At 39.5% G+C, this 19,364-nt stretch carries 13 protein-coding genes; 9 read left to right on the plus strand and 4 right to left on the minus strand.

From position 1 onward, the window contains the following. Positions 1-26 precede the first annotated feature (26 nt). Positions 27-1,631: a GMC family oxidoreductase gene (locus tag H5118_RS00685; protein ID WP_182747367.1), complete on the minus strand. Its 1,605-nt coding sequence runs from the start codon at positions 1,629-1,631 to the stop codon at positions 27-29. A gap of 102 nt (positions 1,632-1,733) precedes the next feature. On the opposite strand from H5118_RS00685, the gene H5118_RS00690 reads away from it, so the two are divergent. From H5118_RS00690 to H5118_RS00705, 4 genes are all read left to right on the plus strand, one after another. Next, a complete protein-coding gene (locus H5118_RS00690) occupies positions 1,734-2,744 on the plus strand; it encodes an AraC family transcriptional regulator (protein WP_138490339.1) in 1,011 nt (336 codons plus the stop codon). Between the two features lie 37 nt (positions 2,745-2,781). Next, positions 2,782-3,768, plus strand: a complete 987-nt coding sequence (locus H5118_RS00695) for a Gfo/Idh/MocA family protein (RefSeq protein WP_182747368.1) — start codon at positions 2,782-2,784, stop codon at positions 3,766-3,768. Between the two features lie 427 nt (positions 3,769-4,195). Then, entirely contained in the window at positions 4,196-4,939 is a 744-nt protein-coding gene (locus H5118_RS00700) for a FadR/GntR family transcriptional regulator (protein ID WP_002960591.1), read from the plus strand. Between the two features lie 232 nt (positions 4,940-5,171). Further along, positions 5,172-6,035: a DMT family transporter gene (locus H5118_RS00705; protein ID WP_002960588.1), complete on the plus strand. Its 864-nt coding sequence runs from the start codon at positions 5,172-5,174 to the stop codon at positions 6,033-6,035. A gap of 72 nt (positions 6,036-6,107) precedes the next feature. On the opposite strand, the gene H5118_RS00710 is transcribed toward H5118_RS00705, so the two are convergent. Both H5118_RS00710 and H5118_RS00715 read right to left on the minus strand, forming a co-directional pair. Next, entirely contained in the window at positions 6,108-7,304 is a 1,197-nt protein-coding gene (locus H5118_RS00710) for an MFS transporter (RefSeq protein ID WP_182747370.1), read from the minus strand. A 75-nt stretch (positions 7,305-7,379) separates the two neighbouring features. Next, complete coding sequence (locus H5118_RS00715) at positions 7,380-8,474, minus strand: NADH:flavin oxidoreductase/NADH oxidase (protein WP_182747372.1); 1,095 nt, start codon at positions 8,472-8,474, stop codon at positions 7,380-7,382. Between the two features lie 478 nt (positions 8,475-8,952). Here H5118_RS00715 and H5118_RS00720 point away from each other — a divergent pair, with 478 nt between their 5' ends. The 4 genes from H5118_RS00720 to H5118_RS00735 all read left to right on the plus strand — a co-directional run bounded on the left by H5118_RS00720 (position 8,953) and on the right by H5118_RS00735 (position 15,100). Continuing rightward, positions 8,953-11,370 carry a TonB-dependent receptor gene (locus tag H5118_RS00720; protein WP_182747374.1) on the plus strand — a complete coding sequence of 806 codons (2,418 nt, stop codon included), beginning with the start codon at positions 8,953-8,955 and terminating at the stop codon, positions 11,368-11,370. 85 nt (positions 11,371-11,455) lie between these two features. Then, on the plus strand, positions 11,456-13,039 hold the full coding sequence (locus H5118_RS00725) for a tetratricopeptide repeat-containing sulfotransferase family protein (RefSeq protein ID WP_182747375.1): 1,584 nt from the start codon (positions 11,456-11,458) through the stop codon (positions 13,037-13,039). A gap of 325 nt (positions 13,040-13,364) precedes the next feature. Beyond that, positions 13,365-14,072, plus strand: a complete 708-nt coding sequence (locus tag H5118_RS00730) for an AraC family transcriptional regulator (protein WP_182747499.1) — start codon at positions 13,365-13,367, stop codon at positions 14,070-14,072. Positions 14,073-14,173: 101 nt separating this feature from the next. Continuing rightward, positions 14,174-15,100, plus strand: coding sequence for a DMT family transporter (locus tag H5118_RS00735; RefSeq protein ID WP_182724055.1), 927 nt, complete (start codon positions 14,174-14,176; stop codon positions 15,098-15,100). A gap of 362 nt (positions 15,101-15,462) precedes the next feature. Here the strand turns inward: H5118_RS00735 and H5118_RS00740 are convergent, their stop codons facing one another. Next, positions 15,463-16,440, minus strand: coding sequence for a helix-turn-helix domain-containing protein (locus tag H5118_RS00740; protein ID WP_182711697.1), 978 nt, complete (start codon positions 16,438-16,440; stop codon positions 15,463-15,465). Between the two features lie 1,052 nt (positions 16,441-17,492). On the opposite strand from H5118_RS00740, the gene H5118_RS00745 reads away from it, so the two are divergent. Beyond that, positions 17,493-19,346, plus strand: a complete 1,854-nt coding sequence (locus H5118_RS00745; protein WP_182747377.1) for a CIA30 family protein — start codon at positions 17,493-17,495, stop codon at positions 19,344-19,346. The last annotated feature ends 18 nt before the right edge of the window (positions 19,347-19,364 follow it).

The raw sequence follows: 19,364 nt of genomic DNA on the forward strand, positions 1-19,364 counted from the left end.
TAATAGCCCTGCTATTGTTAATTCAATTATACGTTTTCGTGTTTAATTAAATCAGCCGCTTTTTCAGCAATCGCAATTACCGGCGCATTTGTGTTGCCGGTAATAATAGTAGGCATAATCGACGCATCAACTACGCGTAAGTTACTTACCCCGTGTACTCGTAAATTAGTATCTACCACTGCCATTGAGTCTTGCCCCATTTTACATGTCCCGACCGGGTGATATTCGGTATCTGAAGTTTGGCGTATAAACTCAATTAGCTGCTCATCATTATTTATATCAAGCGGGTAGAGCATTTTACCGCGTATGTTATCAAAAGCGTTGCTTTGCATAATAGCGAGTGTTTTTTTAAGACCAGCAAGCATTACAGTTAAATCATCTGGGTGGCTTAAGTAATTAGGGTTAATAAGTGGAGCACTACGCGGGTTGTTATCGGCTAATGTAATCGTGCCTCGGCTTTTGGGGCGCATAATACTGCTGTGTATACTGTAACCATGCCCAGTGTGTAATTTACGACTATGATCGTCCACCAGCCCAATTACAAACTCTAGCTGCACATCGGGCGCTGGCGAGCCTTCAAATAATTTAATAAACGCGTGCGACTCTGCAAAATTACTGGTTAATCGCCCTTGTCGTTTTGTAAACCAGTTAACGCATCCTTTTAAAATGCTGGCAATGCCAAGCGGGCTTATACCAAATGTGCCTTTACTTGTTTTTGATTTATAAAGTGGCACTACCGTTAAGTGATCTTGTAAATTAGCGCCAACACCTTCAAGTACGTGCTGAACCTTAATATTATGCGCACTTAACTGCTCTTTTGGGCCAATGCCTGAAAGCATTAATATTTGTGGTGAATTAATAGCGCCAGCACTAAGTATTACCTCTTTTTTAGCACGTAAATTAATAACTTCTTTATTACGCTCTATTTGCACACCTTGCGTTATCTTATTAGCTATATTTATTTTATTAACGTGGCTATGGGTTAATACCGTTAAATTGGGGCGGTTTAAATGCGGTGTTAAATATGCTTTTGCCGCACTACAACGCTCGCCATTGTGCTGAGTTACCTGCGATAAACGCGCGCCGCTTTGCTCTTTACCATTTATATCGTCGCTTAAATTAACGCTCTGCTCAGCACAGGCATTTAAAAAATATTGGTTTACATTGCTTGGGTTACTTAGCTCTTGTACATATAGCGGGCCTTTTGTTCCGTGCAGCTCATTATTTATAAACGCTTTATTGTTCTCAGATTTAATAAAGTACGGGAGTAAACTCTTAAAATCCCAGCCTTCATTACCAAGCTGTGCCCAATTATCGTAATCGTATTTGTTACCGCGAATATAAACCATTGCATTGGTAGAGCTTGAGCCACCCAATACTTTGCCGCGCGGCACAAAACCACAGCGGTTATTAAGCTCTTTTTGTGGCACCGTATTGTAATGCCAGCTATTTATGCCATAAGGCACACTCGCTGCTATGCCAGCTGGCATTTGCACAAATGCACTTTTATCGCTGCCGCCAGCTTCAATTAAACACACACTGACATTTTTATCCTCAGACAATCGCGATGCCATAACGCAGCCGCCACTGCCTGCGCCAATCACAATGTAATCAAATGTTGTATTGTTCATGGTGTACCTTAATAAAAGTTTTAAACGGCCTTAACAGTAATAGTGCATAGAAAAACCCAATAAAACTTGATATTTTTAGACATCACTTATTTGGGGTTAACCATGAGCAGCCTAATCAGAGCCACGTCATTACAAGGTATAGACACGCTAATTAGCGAATTTGGCGGCGATCCGCATGAAATAATGCAAAGCTGTAATATTAGTAACGTTGACTTTAAAAATCTCGACAACCAATATTTACCTTATCGAGATTACGCTGAGCTTTTAGAATACTGTGCTTGTAAGTTCAATTGCTCTAGTTTTGGCCTTAAGCTCGCAAGTAGACAAAACTTTGATATTTTAGGACATATTGCAATAGCTGCCAAAAGTAGTACTAATTTAGGTGATGCACTTAATTGGGTTATTAAATACCTTTACTTACACAGCCCTGCACTTAGCTTAAATTCGCACCCTTTAGAGAATGATAAAAGCTTGTTTTTATCATTCGAAATTAATTTAAAACCATTACCGCACATAAACCAAGTCATTGAGCTAACCATTGGTTTAGCATTAGCTGTTATTAAAAAGCTGAGTAATAACCGCTGCAAACCAATTAATATATTTTTGCCAAAAAAGTTAAGTACTAATACTCGTGCCTATAACACTTACTTTGGTTGTAACGTTATAGAGCATCGCAACAGCGCTGGCATTGTAATCTCAAAAAGTGATTTAACTCTTGAGCTTGATCACCCTAAACTAAATAAAGTACAAGCAGCGCTAAACTTCTTGGCAAAAAACAAAGAACACACACAACCGTTGCCCAACCAAGTTAGTGCGCTAATTAGGCCTATGCTTCCTATTTATCAATGTAGTAACCAAACTATTTCAGCTGCGCTGGGTATGCACCCGCGTACTCTGCATCGAGAACTTATCAAACATAATACGAGTTTTGTAAAACTAAAAGATGCCACTCGCCGCGCTTTAGCTGCACACTATTTAGCGCAAAACCAATTTACAATCTCAACCATATCTGAGCTTTTAGGATATCAGGAACAAGCAACACTAAGTGTTAATGTTAAACGCTGGTTTGGATGTTCTCCTCGAGCATATAGAACTAAAAAAATGTTAAACTAAATACTCTTATTATTTTTATTTAAGCTAAGGAGTGAGCATGAACTTTGTTATTGTTGGCACCAATTTTATTAGCGACACATTGTTAGCCGCTGCAAATACGTTAAACGATTTTAATTTATATGGGGTGTGCTCGCGCGCAGTATCTAGCGGCGAAGCATTTTTAGCCAAACACCCACAAAATGCACAAGCAAAAATTTTCACCTCAATCGAGCAAGTTTGCCAAGATCAAAATGTCGATGCTGTCTACATAGCCGCCCCTAATAGCTTACACAAACAATATGCCGTTATGTGTCTAGAAGCGGGTAAACATGTCCTTGGCGAAAAACCATCAGCTGCCAATTCTAAAGAGCTTGCAAGCATTATAGCTACAGCAAAAAAGCATCAGCGCCTTTACATGGAAGCCATGATGACCACTCACTTGCCTAACTATGAACAGCTACAACAGGCAATGGTAAAAATTGGCACACCACGTAAATATATTGGCCAGTACAGTCAATACTCATCGCGTTACGATAAGTATAAAAATGGAGAACGCCCAAACACATTTTTACCCGAGTTTGCAAATGGTGCTTTAGTTGATTTAGGGATTTACCCGCTGTATTTATTAATTGCACTTTGGGGGGCACCAAAAAGCGTTAGTGCCAGTGGCGTATTGCTCGATACTGGTGTAGATGGTGCGGGCGATGTATTACTAAACTATGCAGATAAACAAGCCGTTATTAGTTACTCCAAAATATCGCAAGGCGACAACATAACCGAAATACAAGGCGAGCTTGGGCGCATACGTATAGAAGCCGTATCGCAACTTAAAAAAGTGGAATTTATTGCTAATAATGGGGAGGTAGAGATTATATCCCAGCCGTTTGATGAGCACTTTATGAAATACGAAGTTGAGCATTTCATGTCATTAGTGAAGCAAAATATCCTTGAGTCACCTGTTAATACGCACATTTTAGCCAGTAACGTAATGAGCGTTCTTGATGAAGCGCGCAAACAGCTTGGGGTTGTGTACCCTAACGACTAATTAAATAAAATATGGGCGTTAACCAACGACAGCTAACGCCCAGAAGAAAGCTTAAATAGCTCTCGTACAACGACACATTTTACAAAACACTTTAAAATAGCGATCCCCATCCATGGGCAATCAAATACTTCTACAACAAACTTAACACTGACAACCCAACTCGGTTTATTACCAATATTTATTACTCAATAACCTTAAATCTAACCTAACACATAAAAACATTACCAATCAAGCTGGCCAATTACATTATTTTAAACTAAATTGGTAATACAAGAATGCAACCGTTGGTGTATAGTGGTTTTTAACCCTAACATCGCGTTAGAATTTTGACATAATAGTGAATTTTAAGGTAACCTCTGATATTAACAGTTGGTTTTGACTTATAGGCCCCAGAGGCCATTATTCCTTAAGGTAATGAAGGTAAAGTATGGGTAATCGTCGCTTATTTTGGCGCATAGTTGATAAAATTGAGTCTTTAATAAATCAAGGCGAATTTTCTGCTGGGAGTCGTTTACCACCTGAACGTGAACTTGCAGAAATGTTTGATGTAAGCCGCCCTACCATTAGAGAAGCTATTATCGCATTAGAAGTACGTGGCCGAGTTGAAGTTAAAACTGGCTCTGGTGTTTACGTAGTAGAACAAAAAAATGCATCTATAAAATCAAAAGAGATCAGTGCATTTGAACTTACTCAAGCTCGCGCATTAATTGAAGGCGAAATTGCCGCTCTAGCTGCTCAAAGCATTACAGAAGAAGAACTAGAGCAACTAAATAAAACATTAATTGCTATGGAAAAAGGCCTATATGTTGAGCAAGCCGATCGTGAGTTCCACGAAATTATAGCTAGAGCAACGCGTAATAAAGCACTTGAATTTGCAGTGTCTAACTTGTGGGATTTACGTTTAACAAATCCACAAATTGTTGCTGACTATGGCAGTGTGTGTAAAAACAATAACGAGTGCGTTATGGATGAACACACCGCTATTTATACAGCCCTAAAGTCGCATGATGCAAATGCAGCGCGCAGTGCAATGCACAAACATTTTAACCGCTTAATTAACGCTTTATTTGACGCTGTAGAATCGCGTGCACTTGAAGAAATTAAACGCAAAAATGATGAAAAACGAGGCCTCTACTCGCTCGATGGCTTAGTTAATAAAAGTGCCCACTAAGGCCTTTTAACCAACTGATTAAAGTTAGCAAACGGCTGTTTGCTAACTTTACCTCTTACTTTATTTACCTTCCCTATTTAATATACTTTTTATTGCGTTATTTTTGGTCGCAAACACTTACCTATAAATTTAAAAAAAGATACTATGCCGCCATTAATATCGGGTGGGTTTAGCTTTTATACTCCCTGCATTACATAACTAATTGATAGAGTTACTCAACTCAAGGATAAAAATGCAAGCATCTTCAAAAAGTTATTTACTGGCTATCGTGTGTGTATTGCTTGCCATGATGACCATTCAAACGGGCGCGTCGTTTGCAAAACAGCTTTTTCCAATTGTTGGCCCTGAGGGTACGACGGCCCTTAGGCTTGGTTTTTCTGCCTTTATACTTTGCTTAGTGTTTAAACCTTGGAAACACTTACCCACTACGGGTAATCGTATTCCTATAATTGTGTATGGTTTAAGTTTAGGCGGCATGAACATTTTGTTTTATTACGCTATTGAACGCATTCCACTAGGCATTGGTGTAGCACTTGAATTTACAGGCCCGCTTGCTGTTGCCTTATTTTCATCACGCCGCAAACGTGATTTATTTTGGGTTGCCTGTGCTATTGCTGGTATTTTGCTTCTGCTTCCAGATATGAGCGGGCAAGATAGCCTTGATCCATTAGGTGTAGCGCTTGCTCTTGGTGCCGGTGCATGTTGGGCAGGTTATATATTATTTGGTAAAAAAACCGGCACACAAAGCTCTGGTGGTGCCACTGTCGCACTGGGCATGACTGTTGCCGCTATAGTGCTAGTGCCTTACGGTGGCATTATGCAAAGCGCCGCGTTTACGTGGGAAATTATCCCACTGGGTATTGGTATTGCTATTTTATCAAGCGCACTGCCTTACACACTTGAAATGGTTGCACTGCGTAACATGCCTTCACAAGGGTTTAGCGTAATGATGAGTTTAGAGCCTGCAATAGCTTCGCTCGCAGGGTTTATTATACTGGGTGAATTACTTACTTTATGGCAGTGGCTCGCTATTTTACTTGTGATTATTGCATCTGTTGGTAGCTCGTTTTCAAACGCAAAAAAACAGGCTACTTAATTAACTACCAAATAAGCTAAATAAAGTCACCACACAACATGGTGACTTTATTGTGTTTTATCCGGTAATTTTTTAACTCACAGCCTTACTTCGCTTTTTAGTTGTAACCAAATAGCCAATCAACGAAATAAGCGGCATGCCGGTAGCCACCAGTGCAATACCAGTCCAACCGCCTGCTTCATATAGTGGGCTGGCAATAAGCGAGCCTACTGCGCCACCTACAAATATACTAGTCATGTAAATAGCGTTTAAACGCGCACGGCTTTGTGGCTCTAGTGCGTACACTGCACGTTGACCCAATACCATATTGGCCTGCACAGAAAAATCAATAAACACACCGGTTAATGCCAATACTATAATGCCGTAAGGTAACTCAAATAAGCTTGGTAAAAAGCACAGTGCTGCAATGAGTTTGGCCAGTAACGATAACTGATGCGTATAGCCCTTATCAGCCAAACGCCCAACAATGGGAGCAGCTACAGCACCTGCGGCGCCCACTAGTGCAAACAATGCTATTTCTGATTGGGATAAACCATACTCACGGGCAAGCACAACCGGTACGCTCGTCCAAAATAAGCTGAACGATGCAAACATTAACGCTTGAAAAAGTGAACGTTGGCGCAGCACTGGCTGGCTTATCATTAATTGTTTCAGCGATTTTAATAACTTAAAATACGTTGTTTTATGGGTTGGTTGCCTACTTGGAATAGCAAAATAAATTACACTAGCAATAAACACCATACACCCTGCTGCAAAGTAAAATACAGCGCGCCAACCAAAGTGATCGGCTATTAAGCTCGATATAGGTCTTGCTAGCAAAATACCTAACAACAAACCCGCCATAATATTACCAAGAACTTGTCCGCGTTTTTCGTCAGACGATAAATGCGCAGCAAGTGGAATAAGCACCTGAACAGAAACCGAACTTATACCTATCATCAAACACAAAATAAGCATTACATTAGGTGAATCAGCAAGTGCCGTACCCACTAAACTCAAAAACGACACACCAAGAGTGACCAACATAAGCTTTTTATTTTCAACTAAATCAGCTAGTGGTACTAAAAAAAACAACCCCAAAGCGTAGCCTATTTGTGTAAGCGATACGATAAGGCTAGCACTGTGCGCACTTAATCCAACTTCTGGGGCAAGTAACTCAATAATAGGTTGAGCGTAATAAATATTGGCAACAATAAGACCGCAACACAAAGCAATAATAGTAACGAGTGTATTGCTAAGAGGTTGCGCTGAAACGCCTGTTTGGGTCATGTGTGTCTCTACTTTATAAAAATAATAAAACCCAACCCGCAAACGCGGGTTGGGTTTCTACAAAAAAACTAAACTTTATTTTATTGGTGATGGCTGCCCATGTGGGCTTGAGCGTAAATACTGTTTAGGTGCAGTTACTGTAGCGCCAAGCTCTGCAGCTGCATGCCACGGCCAGTGCGGGTTATATAAAATACCACGCGCTAGTGCTACGCCATCGGCTTGCTGCTCACTAATAATATCTTCGGCTTGTTGCGCCTGTGTAATTAAACCCACCGCTATAACAGGCATTTTAACCGCTTCTTTTATGGCTGTTGCAAACGGTACCTGGAAATTAGGTTTAACTGGTATTTGTTGCTCTGGGCTTAGGCCCGCCGTACTTACATGAATAAAATCACAACCTAGTTCATCAAGCGCTTTACTAAGCACTATCGATTGATCTAAATCCCAGCCACCTACAACCCAATCGGTTGCCGAAATACGCACACCCACTGCTTTATTACTGGGGAATACCGCTCTTACCGCTTTAAACACATCAAGTAATAAGCGCATTCTGTTTTCTAGGCTGCCACCGTAGTTGTCATCTCGCTTGTTTGAAAGTGGCGACAAAAATTGATGTAACAGGTAACCGTGCGCACCATGAAGCTCGATTAAATCAAGGCCGAGTTCATCAGCGCGTTTAGCTGCACTTACAAAATCTTTAATTAGTGAATCTATGTCAGATTGGCTCATTGCTTTTGGCACTGGGCTGTTAGCGTCGTACGCAATTGCCGAAGGTGCGAGCGTTTGCCAGCCATTTACATCATCAGGTGCAATGGCATCGCCACCGTCCCATGGTTTTTCAGTTGATGCTTTGCGTCCAGCATGCGCTAACTGAATACCAATAGGCATAGGGCTGTATTGCCTTACTGCTTTTAGGCTTTTGCCTAGTGCTTGTTGGGTTTCGTTATTCCAAAGCCCCAAATCGCCGTAGCTAATACGCCCTTCAGGGTTTACTGCTGTTGCTTCTAAAATAAGTAACCCAGCACCGCTTAAACTCAATTGGCCTAAATGAATAGTATGCCAATCGCTAGCAGCGCCATTGTTTGCTGAATACTGGCACATGGGTGCAATAATAATACGGTTATCTAACGTTACTTGCCCAAGTGATAAAGGCGAAAATAGTTGGCTCATTGTTAATCCTTAAAAACACGCACAAAAAAGTGCGGACAAAACAAAAAATAGAATACGAAGCGGCAATCAAACACGCTCACTCAATAACTTAAACTGTCACTAATAATGGCGACTTAACATCCTTAATGGGGATCAAAATACACTTTAATAGTGCTAATAAAAGTATAAGTAATGACATTATGAAATATTAATTTTAATGTAATAATTTGTTTAACGAGCACGTCATAACACCAGCTTTAAAACATGAATGACTATTTACCTTTAAACAAGGGTGTAATTTTTAACCTAACTGTACCTAATTCCACTAAGCTATTGCTTGTATTGCCTATTAACCAAATAAAAACCCTGAAAATAAGCCATATTTATTCTATAAAAGTGAATTAAAATTCAATTTAAATATTCCCAGCTACTTCACTCCCTGATAAACTACTTAACTTAATTTACTAATGTAAAACATTTGAACTGGGGATCACTTTTTATGTTTAAACCAAGCTTGTTAACCTTGGCTATTTCGAGCGCTGTTTCTAGCGTATTTTTATTACCAAATGCCGCTCTTGCTCAAGAAGAAGAAGTTGCCGCTAAAAACAAATCACTCGAAGTAATTGAAGTTACAGCAACAAGGCGCAGCGGCTCTGTGCAAAATGCACCGCTAAATATTACCGCTCTTGATGCAGATATTATGAAAGATCAAAATATCAATGAGCTTGCGGATGTAGCACGCTGGGTACCTGGTTTAACAATTACTGATCAAGGTGGCCGCTCAGGCTCGCCTATTATTGTTCGTGGTTTAAATACAAATTCTTCTGGTCCATCGTCAGATGGCGGCACAGTATCTACTTATATAAACGAAATTCCAGTTTCGGTAGATATGCGCCTAGTAGATATTGAGCGCGTTGAAGTATTAATTGGGCCACAGGGCACCCTTTATGGTGCAGGCACATTAGGCGGTGCAATTCGCTACATGCTTAAACAGCCTGAGCTTGATTTTACATCGCTTGAAGTTTACGGCGACCTGTTTCAAACAAAAGAAAGTGACTCTTTAGGTGGCGAAGGCGGTTTTATATTTAACCTTCCTATTATTGAAGATAAATTAGCAGTACGCGCCAGCTTAAACGTATATGAAGACCCCGGTTTTATCGATTACGGCTACGTAGTACGTGAGCCTGGCGTATCGTTGCCAGATCCAGATTGGAGCGATAGCTCAGCAGTTAGTAACAACCTTAAAAATGTAAAAGACGCCAACGGCGAAACCACCACTACAGGTCGTATTTCTGTTCGCTTTAAACCAAATGAATCGTTTGAAGGTACGCTTAACTACTTTTACCAAAACCAAGACAGCGAAGGCCGCTCGATTGTTCATTACAACAGCCTTAATTCAAACAACGGTTTAAGCGACGTAATAGGTAAATACGAATCGGCTTATCGCTTTGAAGAGCCGCGCGAGAAAAAAGACCAATTACTAAGCCTTGAACTAAAAGCCGATTTAGGTTTTGCAGAGCTAGTATCGGCTACTGGTATTTCGAGCTTTGATGCCGACGGTCAACGCGATCAAACAGACTTACTTATTCGCCTTGATTATGGCTATGAAGAATTCCCAGCGTTTTCATCTTTCACGCGTGAGATTGAAGAAGAAGACACCTTCACACAAGAGCTGCGTTTAGTATCGCAAGGCGATAGCGACTTAAACTGGATTGTTGGTGCGTTTTACAACAAAATAGAAACGGATGCTTCTAGTAAAGAGTTTACGCCTGGCTTTGGTGACTTTGCAGTAGAAAACTTTGGCGCTTCGCAGTCTCGCCCAGATCAACTTGAGTACTTCTCGGTAGATCGTACCGAAATAACAGAATCAGCTTTGTTTGGCGAAATAGGCTACCAAGTAACAGAAAAACTAGACGTAACTTTAGGTATGCGTTTATACCAATACGACGTTGAATCTGAGTCAGCTGTAGATTTTCCATTATTTAATACCTTATTTGATGACGCAGCACCTGATGCTATTTCATTAAACTTTGAAAAAAATGAAGCTGACGATAACGGCAGCCTCTTTAAGTTTAATGCTAAATACCAATTCACAAATTCAGTCATGGGCTATGTAACGGTAAGTGAAGGATTTAGAATCGGCGGTTCAAATGGTTTAGCACCGTGTCCTGATCCATTACCAGCTAACCAAGCAGGTTGTGGTAGTCCAGAAGAAATGCTTTACGATGCCGATACAACAACAAACTACGAGTTAGGATTTAAAAGCACCTGGTTTAGAAGCCAACTTCATTTTAACGCCGCGCTATTTAACGTAGATTGGGATGATGCACAAATTGCGGGCGCTACTGATGTAGGCCAACTACCGTACTTATCTAACGCAGGTAGCGCTAACGCAAAAGGGATTGAAATATCTACCCGTGCCATTTTATCTGACTCGTTTTCAGTTTATGCAACCTATGCTTATACAAAAGCAGAGCTAACATCAGATGCACCATTTTTGTTTAATGCTGATGGTACCGATGGCGCAGAAGACGGCGACCGTTTACCAGGCTCTCCAGAGCATCAGTTCTCAATGGGTGTAAACTATCAAACAGATGTATTTAACGACAAAACGCTTGATATTAACTACGGTCTAACCGCGCAAAGCGATGTAATTACAAGAGTTGGCTTGCATGACAATGGCGAAACACTACCAGGTTACAGCTTAAGTAATATATCAGCTAAATTAACAGCTGATGCATGGTCAACGACCCTATATGTTGATAACCTATTCAACAAATACGCAGTTACTTCAGTTCGTCGTTCAGATGCCGATATAACATCAGCAAATGGTGCCGATATACAACGTAACTACGGCCATTACATTAATCGCCCGCTTACGGTAGGTGTTAAATTTAACTACAAATTTGAAATATAATTTATAGTAATTTTTAAACAATGTTTTAAGGCTCAAATTTATTTGAGCCTTTTTATTTTCTTTCACAAAATAATTACCAAAAACCATGCAGCCAAATTTAAAGCAACTTCATCAAAGCGCAATACACTCCCTAAACCAAGGTAAAATAGAGCAAGCACACAAAGCCCTAGTGGAGTTAGTTACACTCAAACCAGACTTTGCTGATGGGTATTTTTTGCTGGCAATGGTTAATTTAACTGTTGGGCAAATACACAAAGCAATAAAGCTCATCGAAAAAGCCCTCACCCTTGGCAAAAGTATTGAATATACCGCGCAACTTGCTAAATGTTACGCACTTACTGGCGAATTACAAAAAGCAAAAAACACCGCACTATCGGTGCCATTAAAGCAAATAACTAAAGCACTTGATGCCGACACACTCGGCGTTGCACTTACTCAAGCAGGCATTCACGAACAAGCACTTAACTACTTTGAGTGCGCTATTAAACTGGCTAATACAGCCAACAAAGCTCAACCCCCGTTTTATTATAACTACGGTGTAAGCGCTAAATTTTTAGGACTGTTTGATAAAGCTCAACACGCTTTTGAAAATGCCATAGCGCTTAACCAGCTGCACCATCAAAGTCATTTTGCATTAAGTGATTTAACTAAAGTAAGTAATCAAAACAATCATATTGAGCGCTTAAAAAATGTATTTGAGCAAGCAACACACCCCGATGCAAAACTGCATATTGGCCATGCTTTAGCAAAAGAGTATCAAGATCTTGGTGAATTTTCAGAGGCTTTTAACGCGTTAGAGCAAGGTAAATTAGCAAAACGTGCTGTACAACCGTTTGATCATAAAAGCTCAACTGAGTTATTTGAACATATTAAACGCTTAAGTGAGCAGCACACACAAGCGCTAACACAAGCTAACCCAACGGCCGAACCTATTTTTGTATTAGGCATGCCCCGCTCTGGAACCACATTGGTTGAGCGTATTTTATCGAGCCACAGCGACGTGCAATCAGCCGGTGAATTACAAGACTTTGGCCTAAGTGTTAAAAAGCTGAGCCAAACACAAACACCCCATGTGCTCGACACTCAAACGCTCAGTAAAGCCTACGAGCTTGATTTTAATCAGCTTGGGTCAACCTATTTAAACGCAACACGCGTAATAACAGGCAGCCATAAACACTTTATTGATAAGCTCCCGTTTAACTTTTTTTATATCGATTTAATAACCAAAGCACTGCCAAACGCCAAAATAATTTGTATGCTGCGCGATCCAATGGACACCTGTATTGGCAACTATCGCCAATTATTTACCATTAATAACCCCTACTACGCGTACTCGCTCGATTTACTCGACACAGCAAAATTTTACAGCTGTTTTTACAAACTAATGCAGCACTTTAGTACCCTGCACAGCAATATAAAATTAGTAAAATACGAAGAATTAGTCGCACAGCCCGAGCAACAAATTAAAGAGTTAGTCAGCTTTTGTAACTTAGAGTGGCAAGCACAATGTATAGATTTTCACTTAAACACCGCACCGGTCTCTACCGCCAGTAAAGTACAAGTACGCCAACCACTTAACAATAAAGCAATTGGGCGCTGGAAAGCATTTAAGCCCCATACTGATAAAGCAGTGGAGTACCTTTTAAAACAAGGTATTAGTATTGAGTAAACGCTTTATTTTACCGGTGAGAGACGCCAAATAAGAGGCTTTGTGTACGTGTAGGTCGGATAAGCGAAGCGCCATCCGACACAGTAAAATACCTTGCCAATTATTATCTACATTTTATGTTGTGGAGTGGCGGAGAATGCCAACAGCAGATATTACCTTTCAAAGCCTTTGAGTGGGACTGCTAAGCCATGTGAACTCACACACCATTGCAGTCATTGAGGTTTAAGTTAAAGAGCCAATAAAACTAACACTTCACTTTGTCATCCATTGCTCTACTATGTATAACCAAAATCAGGATGAAATAAGGCCATACATTTCTGTTATTATGAAAAATCTATTATCCATTCGTTCTTATAGCACAAAACCAACCCGTCACTCACATCACTTTAATCAATTGGTTTTACCTTTACGTGGTGTCATAAATATATGCGTTGGTGATTTCAATGGTAAAGTTGCGCCAAGTGAATGTGTTGTAGTTAAAGCCAATGAAGAGCACTTGTTCACTGCAGATACTGAAGCTAGATTTGTAGTTGTGGACATGAAAAGCCTACCCCTAAATATTTCATCTTCTCACTGTATTGTTTTTGCAATTAACTCATCCCTTAAAAGTTACTTAACCTTTATCGAAAACCAATTAGAAAATAAAGTTAATGCTCAATTAGAACAGGCGATGTTTGAAATGTTCAGTTTACTGCTTGCAGAGCAACCTTTATTGCCAAAAGTAGATAACCGTATTGGTACAGCAATATCCTTCATAGAGCAAAATATTGCAGAGCAACTTCACATTAAACGCCTGGCTGAATCTGCTTTTCTAAGCGAAACGCAGTTTAAGAAACTATTTAAGCAACAAACAAATATGACTGTGATGAAATACGTAACCAAACTTCGTATGGAAAAAGCGCAAGCTTTACTAACACACACAGATTATCCACTATCAATCATTGGTGAAAAAGTAGGCTACAAAGAGCCGTCAGCCTTTAGCCGAAAGTTTTCACAATTCTTTGGCCTACCACCTAATAAATTCAAAAAGTAAACTTAGTCTTTATTGTCAACGATAGCGTCTTAATTGTTAAAAACTCCTTTCATCATTAGCATACAATTTCTGTATTGAAATAATAAAAAACAGGTATCACTATGCAAAGTCATCACGGAAGTTTTAAAGGTGTAATTGCTATCATTATTGCTAGTTTTTTGTGGGGAACAACAGGCACCGCAGCAAGCTATTCCCCTGATGTGAGTTCGTTTGCAATTGGTGCATTCTCTATGGGAATAGGGGGAGTGCTACTTGTTATTACAGCACGAAAAACGTTATTTATAGATTATAAGCTCATGATTTCACAGCCTAAGGTATTACTTTTAGGTGCCGCTTCTGTCGCTATCTATCCATTAGCATTTTATACTTCAATGCGTTTATCAGGTGTTGCAATTGGCACTGTAGTTTCAATTGCTACGGCACCTTTTTTTGCTGCAATCCTTGAAAGCCTAATTAGTAAAAAAAATATATCACTGGAATGGGTACTGAGTTTTGTTATTGGAGCTATAGGTATTACTTTATTAACGTTAGGTAGAGATCAGAGTAATGATCCTTCATACAGTATTAATCAACAGAGCCTGGGTATTCTTTTGGGGTGTATTGCTGGATTAACCTATGCAGGTTATTCATGGGCAGCAAGGAGTTTAATTGAAAGTGGAGTTCATTCGAAATCGTCAATGTCAGGACTGTTTGGTTGTGCTGCTTTATTGTTACTCCCTTCATTATGGTTTACAGGTGATAACTTATTTTCAAGCGCAACCAATGCATTGGTATCTTTGTATATGGCAGTAATTCCAATGTTTTTAGGATACTTATTATTTGGTTTTGGCTTGAATTATATAAATGCAAGTAAAGCGACATTAATTACCTTAATAGAACCATTAGTTGCAACTGTTTTAGCCGTTTTCGTTATTGGTGAAAGGTTTAAGATAATTGGTTGGATAGGTGTGGCTTTGGTATCACTATGCCTATTAATGCAAACCATCAAACCTCAAAAGCAATTAAGAGTACCTATTAAATCTATGTAGCTTAAGAGCATTGACAATGCTTTTAAAAGCTTACCATAGGGGATAATTCATTTATATAAAGTAAAAAACATGAACGCTCGTAACGAACGTTCATAAAATGTAATAACCAAGGAGACGAGTATTGACTTCATACATCATAATTTCTCACAGTCTGCCTCACGCTCACAGCCGAACTTCGCTAAAGTGCCATTTATAGTATTTGAATTTAGGTCTAGATTGATGATCGAAAATGCCAGCATAGCGGTTGTTCAAGTATTTATATTTAGATGACTTATTTGTATCCCCCTAATCTCTGCCATATTAGAAAGTTACTGGTTAAGATTAGGTTTTTGTATCGCTGATAAAGATGCATATCATGTTCATCACTCTTCTTTATCCAGCAACTCCATTAATCCAACCAGTGCAGCGAAAAGTACAGCCCCTACAGGCCAAATTATCCAAGTTACGCCCCAATCCATAGTCCATAAGCTCCAACCAAGAAAGATAGCGATTAGCAAAGGCCAGTAGAATGCAGCGAGTTTTTCAGCACGTTTTACACGTCTACTCTTTACAGTATCTAGAGGCCCATCTTTAAGAATATTGTTATAAGCCTCGTATTTAGCCGCAACAGGAGACACAATGTATATCCCAGCGGCTATGATGAGCATAAGTACAATTAGCATCATTAGAGTTATACTTGGGCCTCTGAAAAGCATACTAGCAAACATAAGAGGTGCAAAACTGATAATGAACATAAATATACCCAACGATAATCTTCGATTATAGGTAGGTCTGAACTTTGTTAATTTTTCATTGAAAACACCATGTACACCATAGGCTAATTCAAATGCTTCATTATCTATTACCGCTATATCGCTTTCATATTGGTTGGCTCTGAGAAAAAAATTTATTCCCATAGAGACCATAACTACAATACACACAACTCCTATCGCTGCTGCGATATTGCCTGTCAGGTTCAATCGATTGGTTTCAGCCATTGCCAAGAAGAAAAACAAAGGTACTACTGAGCATAAACAAAGTATAACTCCTTTAGTGATTAAGGCTGACACTTCCATCTTATTTTCAATATATTTTGCTGCTTGTTCTAAACTAATTTGAATGATATCAGGCTTTTTATTTTCATCATGAGAATCAAAAGCTTCATTCTCATCTCTTAGTAGAAAGTCAGTAGATACGTCAAAAAGCTCCGCCAACATAATTATCCTATTTAAATCAGGTATGCTATTAGTGCTTTCCCACTTAGACACTGACTGCCTAGAAACATTCATCTTTTCAGCCAATTCTTCCTGCGACCAACCAACTTGTTTTCTTAATCTGACAATCTTTTCTGCTAAAATCATAAAGTTCATTCCTTCATTTGTTGTTGAGCGGTAAGCATAGAAAGTCAGGTAGTTGCAGACCAGCAAGTCAAGTTGTTAATTTGTCAACCAGCGGTTGCAATTAGGCTAAACAGCTAAATTTAAACATTTTATTTGGTGCTAGCAAGTTAGTTTTTCATTTTGAGAGTCGAACCAAATCAGACATCCTAAATATAACTAAGCTGTCAATCTATGGCAAAATTTCCCCATCAGACAGGTCTTCCAGCCCAAAAGCTTTAAAGGTGCCCGTTTGATCCAATTTTGTCACTCGTTTAGGGAAGAGTTTAGTGTTTAATTGCTAAAATCACCTATAGCATAACTAGGGCATCCATAGTTAAACCACCTCAAAAAAAGAATGTTAGTAATGGGTCGATTTTGTTAACTAACGGTTGCTCGATTTAAGTAGTTAATTTACATTATTATTAATAATTTTCAGTAATTTGACATGATTAATTCATTAGAAATCTGTGTAAAAATTAAATGCTAGTGTCTTCTATACTCACAAAGTGATCTTGAAACCGAATTCATTACTGACTGCTTTAGGCTCAAATGAACATCAAGTGATGGAAGTTCAAAGGCAGCAACGAGCTTACACTAGCCCCTCAAACATGCAGTATATATTGGTTTGAATTACCAATAATCTGTTTATTCTTTTACAAAAACTAATGTCAGCTTTCGGCTAATAGTTAGCTTTAGTAAAGCAGGTTCGAACGTCAGCTATAGAGAAAAATGGATTCCAATTACAAGATGCTTGAGCGGCTGTTAATCGCTCCTAGCCGCCTTTAAAAGTCATTCAAACAAGATTAAATTTTAAAACCCTGTTTTAAAATAGGCATACCCGCCGAAGGGATCTATCGCTAATTCATAATATTTAGTTCAGTTAATCTGAGCGCACCACTACGTTTATTTACTTTAGTGTCGGTTCAACGGTAAATAATGTCGATTCAGATAAACATTAATGAAGCAGGTTAAAAAACTCGCTAAATTCCTTATCAACAAAACGCCAAATACCTATTTTGATAAGGAATATAGTCATGAACATTATTACAAAAACAGTTATAGCACTGAGTTTAACAAGCCACTTTAGTGCGCATGCCATTGACCTGCGAGTCGACAATATTCGTGTATACCAAAGTAATTCGCAAAGCTTTTCTGCGCCGAGTTCGCTTTATATTGACGATGGTAAAATTGTAAACGTTGCCAAAGCGACCGACCCACTACAAAACGCCGATAAAACTATTGATGCCAACAACCAATATGCAATACCAGGTTTAATTGATTTACATGTACATTTGGGTTCATCAGGCAGTAACTTTACTGAGTTTCAGTATTTGCCGGTTAAATCGCACTTTAATTCTAATTTGTATTTAGGCGTAACTAACATTGTTGATTTGTTTTCGTTTGAGCAAACCCTAAACGAAGCCGCTCAATTAGAAGAAGCCCAACTAACCCCTAACCTTTTTTATGCAGGTACATTGTTTACCAACCCTGGCGGGCATGGCACGCAGTTTGGTGGCAACGCTTACGAAATTGCCAAAAATGAAGACATCGCAGCGCTATGGAAAAAACATATAAGCACCCAACCCCATGTAACTAAAGCGGTTATTGAAACCTTTGGCGGTGTGGGTAAATCGTTGACTGATAGCCAATTAAGCGATCTTGGTAAGCGCTCTAAAGCGGCTAATTTACCGTATTTTGTGCATGTTTCTACACTAGATGATGGCAAACGCGCTATTAAGGCCGGTGCAACGGCTTTAGCCCACGGTATTAATAGCGAAGCGATAGATGATGAGTTTATTACGCTAATGAAACAGCATAATGTAACCTACATTCCTACCCTTGCGGTGTACCACAACCATAGCGATGAAAAGCATAACCATACTATTAGCTCACAAAACGAGTTACTAAAAACCATTCCCGAAAAGCTTCTAGAGTGCTTGTTTGAAAATGTGCCTGCGCCTTCAAAATGGAAAGAACAAGCATGGAGTAAACGTAAAACCGCTTATGCAAATATTCAAAAGTTACATAAAGCTAATATCACTATAGGCACCGGCTCTGATGCCGGAAACCCATACACAATCCATGGTACAGGGTTACATAACGAGTTAGATGCACTTAAAAAAGCGGGCCTAACTAATGGTGAAATAATTAATGCGGCAACGGTTAACGGCGCACAAGCGATCAATAAAGCAGATAGTATTGGTAAGCTTGCTAAAGGCTTTGAGGCAAGCTTTATACTGCTTAAGCAAAACCCACTTGATGATATAAACCATATTCACACAATCTCAGAGGTTTATAAAGCAGGTATACAAGTAGACCGCCCAGCGCTTATTGCTCAAAACAAAGCCATAAAGCCACAAGGCCCCACTTGTAATGAAGTAATTAAAAGCAGCCAAGCGCAGCATGTTATTGATGATTTTACCGGTGATACACCATGGCAAGCCTTAAGCGACTCGGTAATGGGTGGTCAGTCTGTGGCAACGCTTACCACGCATAAAAATAGCTTAACTATAGATACAACCATTACAAAGCCAACAAGCTTTGGCGCGTGGGCAGGCGCTGAAATAAAATTTACATCACCGGCTGATGCTTCAGCATTTAAAGGTCTGCGCTTAACGTATAAAGGGTCTACCACGCCTTTTGCTTTGTCTGTTTATCATAGTGATGTAAAGGATTGGGATCACTTTAGTGTACTTTTAAAGCCGCGCGATGAATGGACCACGCTTGATATTCCCTTCACTACACTTAAACAATTTGGTTTTGGTAGCCCAGTTACGTGGTCGGCAACAGAATTAACTGGGGTTAACTTAATGTGGCGTAAAATGCCAGGCGCAAGCAATGAGTCATTAAAAAACACACTACAAATCAAAGAGCTAACTTACTTTTAAATGAGTAGCAGTCAAAAC

Origin of the sequence: Pseudoalteromonas sp. SR41-1 (genome assembly GCF_014164015.1) — a bacterium.
Lineage (GTDB): Bacteria > Pseudomonadota > Gammaproteobacteria > Enterobacterales > Alteromonadaceae > Pseudoalteromonas > Pseudoalteromonas distincta.